Source organism: Parasutterella sp. St.1A3 (assembly GCF_059728705.1).
The window spans coordinates 101,511-113,031 of record NZ_BAAGFK010000001.1; the positions used below are offsets into that span (position 1 = coordinate 101,511).

13 protein-coding genes are annotated in these 11,521 nt (G+C 52.0%); 9 read left to right on the plus strand and 4 right to left on the minus strand.

The genetic code is table 11. The features are described 5' to 3' along the window. The first annotated feature begins 13 nt into the window (after positions 1–13). Positions 14–1,312, plus strand: coding sequence for a tryptophan--tRNA ligase (locus tag AC6I1F_RS00495; protein WP_290432504.1), 1,299 nt, complete (start codon positions 14–16; stop codon positions 1,310–1,312). On the opposite strand, the gene AC6I1F_RS00500 is transcribed toward AC6I1F_RS00495, so the two are convergent. Further along, positions 1,290–1,883: a 5-formyltetrahydrofolate cyclo-ligase gene (locus tag AC6I1F_RS00500; RefSeq protein ID WP_160334190.1), complete on the minus strand. Its 594-nt coding sequence runs from the start codon at positions 1,881–1,883 to the stop codon at positions 1,290–1,292. The two genes, AC6I1F_RS00495 and AC6I1F_RS00500, sit on opposite strands and share 23 nt — an antisense overlap. A 20-nt stretch (positions 1,884–1,903) precedes the next feature. On the opposite strand from AC6I1F_RS00500, the gene AC6I1F_RS00505 reads away from it, so the two are divergent. Beyond that, positions 1,904–3,010 (plus strand): tRNA nucleotidyltransferase/poly(A) polymerase-related protein, encoded by a 1,107-nt coding sequence (locus AC6I1F_RS00505; RefSeq protein ID WP_290432505.1) that lies wholly within the window; start codon positions 1,904–1,906, stop codon positions 3,008–3,010. Here the strand turns inward: AC6I1F_RS00505 and AC6I1F_RS00510 are convergent. Beyond that, positions 2,984–3,175, minus strand: coding sequence for a DUF2905 domain-containing protein (locus AC6I1F_RS00510; RefSeq protein WP_160334188.1), 192 nt, complete (start codon positions 3,173–3,175; stop codon positions 2,984–2,986). The two genes, AC6I1F_RS00505 and AC6I1F_RS00510, sit on opposite strands and share 27 nt — an antisense overlap. A 37-nt stretch (positions 3,176–3,212) precedes the next feature. On the opposite strand from AC6I1F_RS00510, the gene AC6I1F_RS00515 reads away from it, so the two are divergent. The 4 genes from AC6I1F_RS00515 to AC6I1F_RS00530 all read left to right on the plus strand — a co-directional run bounded on the left by AC6I1F_RS00515 (position 3,213) and on the right by AC6I1F_RS00530 (position 5,566). Next, positions 3,213–3,620: a dihydroneopterin aldolase gene (locus tag AC6I1F_RS00515; RefSeq protein WP_289077099.1), complete on the plus strand. Its 408-nt coding sequence runs from the start codon at positions 3,213–3,215 to the stop codon at positions 3,618–3,620. Further along, entirely contained in the window at positions 3,620–4,480 is an 861-nt protein-coding gene (ttcA, locus tag AC6I1F_RS00520) for a tRNA 2-thiocytidine(32) synthetase TtcA (RefSeq protein ID WP_237178669.1), read from the plus strand. The genes AC6I1F_RS00515 and ttcA overlap by 1 nt, the downstream gene beginning before the upstream one ends. Positions 4,481–4,632: 152 nt before the next feature. Next, a complete protein-coding gene (locus AC6I1F_RS00525) occupies positions 4,633–5,088 on the plus strand; it encodes a CBS domain-containing protein (RefSeq protein ID WP_160334186.1) in 456 nt (151 codons plus the stop codon). 10 nt (positions 5,089–5,098) lie between these two features. Then, on the plus strand, positions 5,099–5,566 hold the full coding sequence (locus AC6I1F_RS00530) for a YbhB/YbcL family Raf kinase inhibitor-like protein (protein ID WP_160334185.1): 468 nt from the start codon (positions 5,099–5,101) through the stop codon (positions 5,564–5,566). Between the two features lie 112 nt (positions 5,567–5,678). Here the strand turns inward: AC6I1F_RS00530 and ppk2 are convergent, their stop codons facing one another. Both ppk2 and rsmI read right to left on the minus strand, forming a co-directional pair. Continuing rightward, complete coding sequence (gene ppk2, locus AC6I1F_RS00535; RefSeq protein WP_160334184.1) at positions 5,679–6,866, minus strand: polyphosphate kinase 2; 1,188 nt, start codon at positions 6,864–6,866, stop codon at positions 5,679–5,681. A gap of 46 nt (positions 6,867–6,912) precedes the next feature. Next, on the minus strand, positions 6,913–7,821 hold the full coding sequence (gene rsmI / locus AC6I1F_RS00540) for a 16S rRNA (cytidine(1402)-2'-O)-methyltransferase (protein WP_160334183.1): 909 nt from the start codon (positions 7,819–7,821) through the stop codon (positions 6,913–6,915). Between the two features lies 1 nt (position 7,822). On the opposite strand from rsmI, the gene AC6I1F_RS00545 reads away from it, so the two are divergent. The 3 genes from AC6I1F_RS00545 to AC6I1F_RS00555 all read left to right on the plus strand — a co-directional run bounded on the left by AC6I1F_RS00545 (position 7,823) and on the right by AC6I1F_RS00555 (position 11,420). Continuing rightward, entirely contained in the window at positions 7,823–8,974 is a 1,152-nt protein-coding gene (locus tag AC6I1F_RS00545) for a type 1 periplasmic-binding domain-containing protein (protein WP_160334182.1), read from the plus strand. Then, positions 8,971–10,800, plus strand: coding sequence for an ATP-binding cassette domain-containing protein (locus tag AC6I1F_RS00550; protein ID WP_160334181.1), 1,830 nt, complete (start codon positions 8,971–8,973; stop codon positions 10,798–10,800). The genes AC6I1F_RS00545 and AC6I1F_RS00550 overlap by 4 nt, the downstream gene beginning before the upstream one ends. Positions 10,801–10,940: 140 nt before the next feature. Then, on the plus strand, positions 10,941–11,420 hold the full coding sequence (locus AC6I1F_RS00555; RefSeq protein WP_497801575.1) for a hypothetical protein: 480 nt from the start codon (positions 10,941–10,943) through the stop codon (positions 11,418–11,420). Positions 11,421–11,521 lie beyond the last annotated feature (101 nt).

Below are 11,521 nucleotides of genomic sequence, written 5' to 3' on the forward strand. Positions count from 1 at the left end.
TAAGGAAAGATCGATGACAGTACGAGTTTTAACAGGTGTTACGCCAAGTGGTACTCTTCATTTGGGCAACTATGTGGGCTGTATTCGTCCCGCGATTCAAAAGAGTCTTGCAGCCGGTACGGAGAGTTTTTATTTTCTTTCTGATTACCACGCCCTGATCAAGACGATCGAGGATCCGGATCGAATTGAAAAGAGCCGTATTCAGATTGCCGCTACATGGCTTGCCTGCGGTCTTGATCCGAATCGCGTTCACTTTTATCGACAGAGCGATCTGCCGGAAACTTTGGAATTGGACTGGATTCTTAACTGTCTGACTTCCAAAGGGCTGATGAATCGTGCGCATGCATATAAGGCCAAGGTTGAAGCGAATGAACGCGACGGAGAAGATCCCGACAATAATGTCACAATGGGTCTTTTCTGCTATCCGATTCTGATGGCGGCCGACATTCTGATTTTCAAAGCAAATTTGATTCCGGTCGGAAGAGATCAGATTCAGCACATTGAAATGTGCCGTGATATTGCCGCTCGCTTTAACATGCTTTACGGCAATGGCAAAGAAATCCTTCCGCTGCCCGAGGCGCTGATTGACGAGGAGGTCGCGGTTCTTCTTGGTCTTGACGGGCGCAAGATGAGCAAGAGTTATGACAATGTCATTCCTTTGTTTGAGGGCGGAGAGAAGGCGCTGAAAGAAGCGATTATGAAAGTGGTCACGGATTCCAAACTTCCGGGCGAGCCGAAGGATCCGGATTCCACATCGCTGACTCAGCTCTATGAGGCGTTCGCGACGCATGAAGAGCGTGAGGCGTTCCGCAAGGCGCTTCGTGAAGGGTTGAGCTGGGGAGAGGCCAAAGAGATCGTTTTTAACACAATTAACGGTGAAATCGGTCCTATGCGCGAAAAATATGAAATGTATATGCGGGAGCCGGAAGTCGTAGAGAAGATTCTTATCGAAGGCGTGGAGAGGATTCGTCCGATGGCCAGAGAACTCGTCGCTCAGGTGCGTGAGGCGGTCGGCCTGAGAGCATTCCGAGCTCTTGAAAATAAAGCGAAAAAAGTTAAGACGCGCAAGGGCAAGTGTGTGGTGAAGCAGTATCGGGAGAAAGACGGACTCTTTTACTTCAAGCTGGTTGATGCCAGCGGAAATCTTCTGGTGACAGCGGGAGGCCTTGCTTCCGGCAAGGAGACCGGAGCGCTGGTTAAGCAGTTTAAGGCTCAGGGAATGGCGGCGCTGACTGGCGTCTTTAATGAACTTGCCGAGTCGGTTTCCGAGCAGCAGGTGCAGGAAGCGCTTAGAGAGCTTGCGGAGGAATAGTGTGAAGAGGTGCTGCTTTGACGGCACCTTTTTCCGTAATGATCCAGTCCATTGCGGCATCGAACGGTTCCGTCTGAAACTGCGCGGCGGCAAACTGTGAAAAGCAGATCCCGACGGTTAACGGGCGCGGATCGGCCTTTTGGAGATAGCGGTCATAGAAACCGCCTCCGTAGCCGAGGCGGTGCCCGAGAGGATCGACGCCGACGCATGGGACCAGCAGAAGATCCGGAGCGGCGCACTCCGTGTTTTGCGGCTCGGGAATTCCAAATTTCCCCTGAATCAGCTTCTGCTGCGGCAGCCATTGGCGGAAAATCATTTCTTTGCCGACCGTGACAGGAAGGTAAAGTTTTAGCCCGCTTTTCTCAGCGCTCAGTCGAAGGGCAGCCGGCCGAATATCGGGTTCGCTTCCGATAGGATAGAAGAGTCCGATGGTTTGAGTCGTCGCCCGGCTCAGCCAATCTGCTGCGGACTGACAAAGTTCGGCATTAAGTTCGGCCCACCGGTTTGATTTTTTAAGTGTGTTTCTCTGTTCGAGCAGTGCGGCGCGGACAGTTTTCTTATTTGACAGCATAGGATTCGACAGAGTTCGGAATGAAAAAATATATTGTAGGCGGCTGGGTACGGGATAAGCTTCTTCAGGAAAGAGGCTTTGCGGTTCGGCCCTCCGATCGTGACTGGGTTGTCATCGGAGCGACGCCCGAGGAAATGATCTGTCAGGGCTATACGCCCGTGGGCAAAGACTTTCCCGTTTTTTTGCATCCGAAAACTCATGAAGAATACGCCTTGGCGAGAACAGAACGCAAGAGCGGCAATGGTTATAAGGGCTTTGTGTTTTATACGGCGCCGAACGTCACTTTGGAGCAGGACTTGTATCGGCGCGATCTTACTGTCAATGCTATCGCGATGGATGAGAACGGGCATGTGACCGATCCTTACGGCGGCTGCCGGGATTTGGAGGCAAAAGTGCTTCGAAACGTCAGCGACGCGTTCAAAGAGGATCCGGTTCGAGTTCTGCGCGCGGCGCGCTTTGCTGCGAAGCTGCCGGATTTCACGATCGCCGACGAGACGAAGCGCCTGCTCAGATCCATCGTTGAAAGCGGAGAGACGGACTATCTCGTGGCCGAGCGTGTCGGGCGGGAATTCATGAAAGCGCTGCATGAGGCAAAGCCTTCACGATTCTTTGAGGTTTTGAAAGACTGCGGTTATCTCTCAAGCTCCTTTCCCAAGTGGCGTCTGACATCTAAGACGATGGATCTGACTGATGCGGCAGATGACTCCTATACAGAGTCGGAGCGCTTCGCGCTGCTTTTTCTCGACACAGATCCGAGCGCTCTTGGAGAGATCTTTAAGCTTTTACGCGTCTCTTCAGAAAATGAGGACTTGGCGTTGCAGTTTAGTCGAACGCTTCATGGCGCCGAGCTTCGAAGCGGTTCTGCAGAGGAGGTGCTCGAGTCGTTAAAGCGAAAGGACGCACTGCGCCGTCCCAAGCGTTTTGCTTCTCTGATGAAGCTCTTGGAGAGCGCTTCGGCCATAAAGGATCAGGCGTTTTGGCTGGGCGCCGCTGAGGCGCTTATGAGTGTGGATATGAAGGCCGCGGCAGAGGTGGCAGAGGATAGAAAGGAAATCCCGCAGGCGATTCGTGCGGCTTCTTTGAAGGCAATTGAAGCTTACTTAAAGGAATTTGCCGATCAACATTAAGACAACTGCGATCAGCATGGTACTGGCAATAGGAATCTGAATCTTTCTGCCGAAAACAGAAAGATTCAAGTCGCCCGGCAGTTTTCCAATGCCGAGTTTTTGAAGCCAGGGGATTGCTGAGGTCAGAACGCAGAGCCCGATAAAAATAGTTAATATCCATCGCATAGTTAGATTTTACACATCCGTGCAGTGAGGACATCCTGTGGTTTTCGACAATTTAATGTTCAGCGGACAGCTGAGAAAAGTCATCATAAAGAATTACATTGCTCAGGCCCAAATCGGTGTTTATGAACATGAGAAAAACAAAGTCCAGAAAGTAAGATTCAATGTTGATCTTTATGTGCGAAAGGCGCCGGGGATTCCTCGTGAATTCAGCGAGGTATACAACTATGACTTAGTTCCCCAGGTGATTGAAAAGACAATAGCGCGTGGGCATTTTGATCTTCAGGAAACGCTGATCGGGGAGATTGCCCGAGAGTTGCTGAAGGATCAGGAAGTTGCTGCGCTGCGCATCCGAAGTGAAAAACTTGAGGTATATCCGAATGCGGAGTCGGCGGGGATAGAGGAGTTTTTTGTGCAGGATGATTCGCAGAGACCGAAGGAGTGCTGATGGGAGCCGAAGAATTTCAGAAAGTAGAGTTTAAAGAGTCCGAGGGCGGACAGGAAGATAAACCGGCGCGTCTCTCGTTTGAGAACCGAAAGCTCGAGAAGCGTCTGGTGCGTCTTTGCGCCAAGGCCATTACCGACTTCAACCTGATTGAGGACGGTGACAAAGTTATGGTGTGCATCTCAGGCGGCAAGGACAGCTATGCGCTGCTTGACGCTCTGATTCGTCTTCGCGGCAGAGCGCCGATACACTTTGATCTGCTTGCGTTCAGTCTGAATCAGCATCTTCCGGATTTTCCGCTGGATCGGCTGAAAGCCCATTTGGAAAAGAGCGGTGTTCCTTATCACATTGAGGATCAGGATACTTTTTCGATTGTGAAGTCGAAATATCCGGGCAGTAGGAATCTGTGTTCTTTGTGTTCCCGTCTGAGACGCGGCATTATCTACCGGGTAGCGCGTGAGCAGAAGTGTACAAAGATTGCGCTTGGTCATCATATGGACGATGTGGTCAGCACGCTGATGCTGAATATGTTTTACGGCGGGCGGCTGAAAGCGATGCCGCCGAAGCTTTTAAGCGACGCGAAGGAGCATATTGTCATTCGTCCGCTGATTTATTTAAGAGAAAAGGATTTAGCCCGCTGGTGCCGTGTCAATGGTTATGACGTTATTCCGAAGATGTGCGGCGCTGATGACGTCTGCCGTCGTGAAATGAAGGCGATTATCGAGCGAATGGATCGGCAGACGCCGGGTCGGGTGGAAAACATCTTTAGAAGTCTTACCCGTGTCGCTCCGTCGCATCTGGTAGATGAAAACCTGTTTGACTTTAAGGATCTCAAAGCGTCTCCTTTTGAGGACGAACAATAGAGAAACCAAGTCGATGAGAAGCCTTTTGCTGTCGGGTTGCTGACTGTCGCTACTTGCGTGAGAGGCGCTGTCTCTTTGCTAAACTAAAAATGAGACATAGAGTTTATTTGAGAAGCCGGGTTCTAAACCGGTTGATTTGATTAGAGGTACAAATGAGAGCTCGCTCATTAAAGATTATTGACTTGGCGGTGCATCATGTCGCAACGATTGCTGCCGGAACTCCGCTTTTAAATGCGGCAAAGGAAATGCGTTCGCAGCATGTCGGCAGTTTAGTCGTTGTTGATAAAGACTATCATCCCCTTGGCATGCTGACTGACCGCGACATTACTCTGGAAGTCGTTGCGCTGGAAAAAGATGTTCAGGCCCTTAGTGTGGATGACGTGATGAGTTCTCCGGTCTGCACCGCCAACTCCAATGAAACAGTGGTTGACGCGCTTGCCCGCATGAGAGAGCAGGGCATTCGCCGCCTTCCGGTGGTTGACGACAACGGACGTCTCTGCGGGATTGTGACGGCCAACAATATTGTGGAAGAAATCTCCGAACAGCTTGACAGCGTGGTTCGTGCGGTTAAGTCTTCCAAGACAAGAGAACAGGCTCAGCGCCCGTAAGAAGGACGATATGCTGATCAGCAGTCCCAACTTCAGCAACGGCGGGATGATCCCTCGAAAATTCACTCAGCAGGGAGAAGATATTTCTCCTGCGATTGAGATTACGGATTTGCCTGAGGGAGCCAAATCGATCGTTCTGGTCTGCATGGATCCGGATGCGCCGGATCCGCAGGCGCCGAAGCGGACATTTATCCATTGGATTGTCTACAACCTGCCGGCGGTTCCGCTGTATCTTCCTGAAGGAGCCGACCCAAAGGTGCTTTATCCCAATTGTTTTCAGGGACTGAACGACCGTGGGAAAGTGGGCTATATAGGGCCTAAGCCGCCGATTGGAATACACCGCTATTATTTCAAAGCGTTTGCGGCGGACTGCTGGCTGAAGTTTGAAAAGACGCCCTCGCTCAAAGAGATCTACTACAGTCTGGACGGTCGTGTCGTGGCCATGGCGGAATACATGGGACGCTACAAGCTGCTGTAAAGCAGATCTGTTTATGATCAAGCCGCGTACTGCGGCTTTTGCTGTTTTTAGACAATAAAAAAGACCGCAGTGCAGTGACGGTGCGGTCTTTTATTTTTAGAGACAAAGAGGCTTATTTGCCTTTCTTCTTTGAATCTCTCTGCACGCCGACGAGGCTGTTGCTAAGCTGAAGAAGGATATCGCTGTGCTCACCCTTTTCGTAGATGGTGTTGGCTCGGCCGAGGATTAACGGATCGATGGCGCCGATCGCGTCAAGATCCTTGTCGGTGTAGGGCAGTGAGTGCAGAACATAGCGCATCGCGTTCAGGCGTGCGCGTTTTTTATCGTCACTCTTAATGACGGTCCAGGGAGCGGCGACCGTGTCGGTGTTCAGGAACATCGCTTCTTTGGCTTTTGTGTAGTCGTCCCATTTATCGAGGGAGGCCATATCGATCGGAGAGAGCTTCCAGCGCTTGAGCGGATGAACCTGGCGCTCTTTGAAGCGTCTTCTCTGTTCTTTACGGCTGACGGAGAACCAGAACTTAATCAGATAAATACCGCTTCTTGTAAGAAAACGCTCAAATTCCGGGCATTCTCTCATGAACTCGAGGTATTGTTCATCGGTGCAGAAGCCCATAACGCGTTCTACGCCGGCGCGGTTATACCAGGAACGGTCAAAAAGGACGATTTCGCCGGCGGTCGGCAGATGCGGAACGTAGCGCTGGAAGTACCACTGACCAAGTTCTCTCTCAGTCGGTTTTTCCAGAGCGATCACGCGTGCGCCGCGGGGATTCAGGTGCTCCATGAAGCGGCGGATTGTGCCGCCTTTGCCTGCAGCATCGCGTCCTTCAAAGAGGATTACAACGCGCTGTCCGGTTTCCTTAACCCAAGTCTGCAGCTTGAGAAGTTCGACCTGAAGAAGATACTTTTCTTTTTCGTAGAGCTTGCGGCTCATGCGGTTTTTGTACGGATAGCCGCCGTTTTTCCAGTCTTCGTTCAGTTCGTTCTCGCTAACGACAGGTTCAGGCTTGGAAGAGGCGTCTTTAACTTTCTCACGCTGCACCAGAGCCTTGAGAATCGCTTTGCGGTCGGCAGGAGCTTCTCCGTCGAGAATCGAGATCAGAGCCGCCATTTCATGCTCATTGGCGGCGGCCGTCATTTGTTTGGTGACGTAAGTTTCGGCTTCGGCCTCTGAGGTGATCGGAGAAGACGTGATTCCTTCGATCTCTGTCTGGAAAGGATCTTTCTCGTCAGCTTCCGGCTGAACGGCAGCCTGCTGGTTCGGTTCGGGTGTCTCGACCTTGTTCTTCTTACTGGACATTTAACATCTCCTTCTGCAGAAATTCCGTCCTGACCGCTCGCGACGGTTAAGAGGAATTTTTCTTGCTCAATATATAGTTATAGATAATTTTTTTGGATAAACCGGAAATCTTACTGGCAACTGCCGCAAGCTGTCCAGTTGGAAGCAGCGGAATAAGGTTATCCAACCATTCTCTAAGCTCCTGGCTTAACTCCTCTTCGGTATTTTTCTCTTCCGCATTTACTAAAACTACATACTCTCCTCTAGGCTCATGATGCTTTGACCAGTCAGTCAATTCGGAAGCGGTTAATGATTCGATATTTTCGAATTTTTTTGTCAGTTCTCTTGCGATGGCGATTTTTCTCTGCGCGGGAACATTTTCGGCGAGTTCTTCCGCGAGTTTAAGGATACGGTGCGGCGCTTCGTAGAGGATGAATGTGCGTCCGCCGGAAACGAGTTTGGCGATTTCGTCCCGACGTTCCTTTTTACCGCCGTGAAGGAAGCCGTGGAAAACGAAGCCCTCAGGCGCCATACCGGCAGCGGACATGGCCGTGACAACGGCACTTGCGCCCGGAACCGGAATGACGCGATAGCCGTGCTCACGAACAATTGCGACGCTTTTTGAGCCGGGGTCCGAGACTGCGGGCGTGCCCGCGTCCGTCACCAGTGCGACTCTCAGTCCCTGAGAGAGGTACTCGAGGATTTTTTCCGTTCCTTCATGCTCGTTGTGCTGGTGCACTGGGAAGAGCCGTCCCTGTATATTAAACTTCTCAAGTAATTTCTTAGTTTCTCGGGTGTCTTCAGCCGCGATGAAATCTGCCTGAGAGAGCGTCCAAAGCGCTCTCAGCGTGATGTCGCCGAGATTGCCGATTGGCAGTCCTACGATATAAAGGGCCGGAGCGGGAAGATCCTGAGATGCAAGAGAAATGCTGTCGAGTATTTTTTCAATTTCGAAGCAAGGTTTCGAGGAGTCCATTTTGACCTCATTGGTTAGATGCCGTTTAATTAGCTTAACTGCTGTCCTGGCGGTTTCCTTATCGATGAATGCCGTCGCTCAGGAAAGTTCAGGCTCTGCGCACACGGATGAAGCGGTGCAGAGACAGAAAGTGGCATTGATTGTATCGCCGAAGGGCAGCCCTTTGTGGCAGGCTACGACCCCTTTGCGGGCAGGTATCCGGGCAGCCTACGAGCGAGTAAAGGATAAGTATGAGCTGGTGGAGTTCACTTTGAGTGAACCGTCGGCCGTACGTGATGTTTTAAACTCCGCTGCGGACGCAGGCGCGATGCTTGCGATCGGTCCGGTTTCAAAGCCGGCGGTGCAGGCGGTTTCAGAGCTTAGTTATCTTCCTCTCCCGGTGGTCGCGATTAATCGAGCGCACACGGAGCGCGTCCCCGAGCTGATGCTCACGCTGGACATGTCGGTTGAAAGCGAAGCCGAGCAGCTGGTTAAGATCGCGCTTGAGAACACTGCTTCGGAGCAGAACGCGGCAAAGAGTTTTGTGATTTTCACGACTGGCAGCGATTATGACGACAAGCTTGCCCGAACAATTGAGCGAGAGCTTGCAAAGTCCGGCGTGTCCGCTGAACGCCGAAGTATTTCCCCTGAGCAGCTGAGTTATCTTCGTCAGGAAATGCGCGGAAAGAGCTTCCGAGGCGTTTTCTTTGCGATGAGCGCACAGCAGGCAAGTCTTTTAAGGCCCTATATTCCGCCGGAACTTCCCGTATTCGGAACAACGTACACAAGTCCTCTGCATCTGCAGGATCGTATGCAGGCAAAGACCCAAGCCAATGATCTTGTCGGCATGGTTACGCTTGAACTTCCCGCAGAAACAAAACTTCCGCTCTCGTCCTACTCCGGTTATATGAAGGTGTACGACAAGATGAGTCAGGAAGAGCGGCAGATGTTTGCCGTGGGCATTGATGCCTGGCAGGTTGGAGAGCAATGGCTGAAGTGGGCCAAAGATTTTTCATTCTCGGAAAGCATGAGCGGCAGACTGACCTATTCCGGTGAAGACGGACAGCGTGTTATTCGTCAGCTTGACAAGGCGGTGGTGAATCCTTCGAAGACCGGTTCCGCGGAAGAAGATTTAGTGCAGTTCACCGAAGATGCCGGAGATGCAGGATTATGAGTCTGATCTCGATATTGCAGGCTCACCTGGCCTGGGGGGACAAGCCTCTTCTTGATTCTGTCGATCTGACGGTTGAAGAAGGGCAGAGAATCGGATTGATCGGACGAAACGGGACAGGAAAAAGCTCCCTGATGAAAGTGCTTGCCGGGCTGGAGAAACTTGACGACGGAACGCTTCACATACAAAACGGTTTAAACGCGGTTTATGTGGAACAGGAACCCTTTTTTCCTGAGGCTCCGACGCTGATGGAGTCGCTTGTTCTTCGCGGTCGCTTTGATGACATTGCCGACAGTAAATACCGTTGGCAGCTGCAGAGCAGATTATCGGAATATCTGCATCGCTTCGGTCTGGATGAAAATGCGGATCTGTCCAAGGCATCAGGCGGAGAGAAGAAAAAAGCGGCGCTTGCGCTGGCGTTTTCCCTTGAGCCGGATCTTCTTCTGCTGGATGAACCAACCAACCATTTGGATATTGACGCGATCGAGCTGCTTGAAGAGATTATTCTTTCCGAGTTTAAAAAATCCCGCTCACTGGTAACGGTTACGCATGACCGAGCCTTTTTGAACCGTATCGTTGACTCTATATGGGAGCTTGATCGAGGCGTTGTGCGCCGCTATCCCGGAAATTTCGAAGAATACCAGACGCGCAAAGCGGCCGAGCTTGCGGACGAAGAGAAGGCGCGTCAGAACTTTGACAAAGTGTGGTCGCAGGAAGAGGCTTGGATTCGCCGAGGCATTGAAGCGCGGCGCACGCGCAATGAAGGCCGCGTCAGACGGCTTGAAAAGATGCGTGTTGAACGAGAAAACCGCAGAGACCGTTTGGGTGTGGTTGATCTGAACATCGACGCAGGTGAGCGAAGCGGCAAAATCGTTGCCGAATTGACTGACGTTTATAAGAGTTACGGCGGCCGCTGCCTGATTAATGATCTGACCATGCGCGTGATGCGCGGCGATAAGCTCGGACTGCTCGGACCCAATGGGGTTGGAAAGAGTACGCTGATTAAAATTATTCTCGGGCAGGTTGCTCCGGATGAGGGCACGGTCAAACCCGGAACCAATCTCCAAGTCGCCTATTTTGATCAGCTTCGAACGGAACTGGATCCGGATAAAACGCTTCAGGAGACGGTTTCGCCGGGCTCCGACTGGGTTGAAGTCGGCGGAGTGAAAAAGCACATTGTCGGCTACCTCGGGGATTTTCTCTTCCCACCGCATCGAATGAACGTCAAAGTCGGCAGTCTCTCAGGCGGTGAACGCAACAGACTGCTGCTTGCGAAACTGTTTGCCAAGCCGGCAAATCTTCTTGTGATGGACGAACCGACCAATGACTTGGATATTGAATCCGTCGAGATGCTTGAGGATACGCTGAGCAGTTATCCCGGTACCGTACTGATTGTGTCTCACGATCGGCAGTTCATGGATAACGTCGCTACGTTTGCGATTGCGCCGGACAAGAACGGCAAGTGGACCTCGTATGCGGGCGGCTATGAAGAATGGCTGCGCTGGCGGGCAAAAGAGGGGAAAGAAGAGAAGAAGACGGAAGCGGCAAAAGAGGCTCCGAAAGAAAAGTCTGTTAAGCCGAAACGGCAGCCCAAGGGCGGATTGACCTATAAGGAGAGACAGGCTTTGGAGGCGCTGCCCGCGGAAATTGAAGCGCTTGAGACACGGCAGAACGAGCTGATTGAACAAATGCAGTCCCCCGACTATGCCGCAAAGAGTGCGGAAGACAAACTGAAGCTTGGGGACGAACTTACGGATGTCGGCAGCTGTCTTGAGCAGAAGTATCAGCTCTGGGAGCAGTTGGAAGAAAAACAATCTCTTGCAAAATAATTTGAGATTTTCGGGCTGATAAAGTCCAAACTATTCGTATAGAACAGAAGCAAAAGAGGAGGTCTCTATGAAATCTAAATTATTAAAAGGGGTCTTTACCGCTTCCATCATGTGTCTTGTATTGAGCGGATCGCTTGCTGATGCTCGTCCCGGCGGCCCCGGCCACGGCGGTCCGGGCTTCCGTCCCGGTCCTCCTCCCGGAGGTCCCCGGTTTTCGACCGGCCCCTCCGCCTCGCTATCACCACGGCGGACCCTGGCGCCACTTCGGCAGAGATGTCTTGGGCGGAGCTTTGACATTAGGGCTCGGACTCGGTGTGGCCGGAGCCATTAGCAATGCTTTGTCGCCCACGTATGTTGCGCCAAGCTATGTTCCTCCGGCTTATCCGGTCACTGCGGCCGTACCGACTTACACAGCACCAGTGGTGGCGCCTGTCGTGACCGCGCCGACGGTTATTCCGGCTCCGGTTGTGACTGCGCCTGTTGCAGCCCCGGCACCTGTTGTTGTTTCACCTGCGCCGTCGGGAAATACGATGTATTGGTGCCAGGCCAGCAAGAATTTTTATCCTTTCGTGACGGAGTGCAGCTCCGGCTGGGAGGTTAGGATTATGCCGGCCAATTAGCCGAAACATTCCTCTCTTGGAGAGCCGCGTTCAGCGGCTTTTTTATTGACCTTTGCCGGCAGACATCAAGCCGCACCCGCTTGATTGCGCATTTTTCGAAA

Bases quoted from the DNA above. Each gene is read 5' to 3' on its own strand.
- AC6I1F_RS00495 (WP_290432504.1), top strand. From the start codon at position 14: ATGACAGTACGAGTTTTAACAGGTGTTACGCCAAGTGGTACTCTTCAT.
- AC6I1F_RS00500 (WP_160334190.1), bottom strand. From the start codon at position 1,883: ATGCTGTCAAATAAGAAAACTGTCCGCGCCGCACTGCTCGAACAGAGA.
- AC6I1F_RS00505 (WP_290432505.1), top strand. From the start codon at position 1,904: ATGAAAAAATATATTGTAGGCGGCTGGGTACGGGATAAGCTTCTTCAG.
- AC6I1F_RS00510 (WP_160334188.1), bottom strand. From the start codon at position 3,175: ATGCGATGGATATTAACTATTTTTATCGGGCTCTGCGTTCTGACCTCA.
- ttcA (WP_237178669.1), top strand. From the start codon at position 3,620: ATGGGAGCCGAAGAATTTCAGAAAGTAGAGTTTAAAGAGTCCGAGGGC.
- AC6I1F_RS00525 (WP_160334186.1), top strand. From the start codon at position 4,633: ATGAGAGCTCGCTCATTAAAGATTATTGACTTGGCGGTGCATCATGTC.
- AC6I1F_RS00530 (WP_160334185.1), top strand. From the start codon at position 5,099: ATGCTGATCAGCAGTCCCAACTTCAGCAACGGCGGGATGATCCCTCGA.
- ppk2 (WP_160334184.1), bottom strand. From the start codon at position 6,866: ATGTCCAGTAAGAAGAACAAGGTCGAGACACCCGAACCGAACCAGCAG.
- rsmI (WP_160334183.1), bottom strand. From the start codon at position 7,821: ATGGACTCCTCGAAACCTTGCTTCGAAATTGAAAAAATACTCGACAGC.
- AC6I1F_RS00550 (WP_160334181.1), top strand. From the start codon at position 8,971: ATGAGTCTGATCTCGATATTGCAGGCTCACCTGGCCTGGGGGGACAAG.
- AC6I1F_RS00555 (WP_497801575.1), top strand. From the start codon at position 10,941: ATGCTCGTCCCGGCGGCCCCGGCCACGGCGGTCCGGGCTTCCGTCCCG.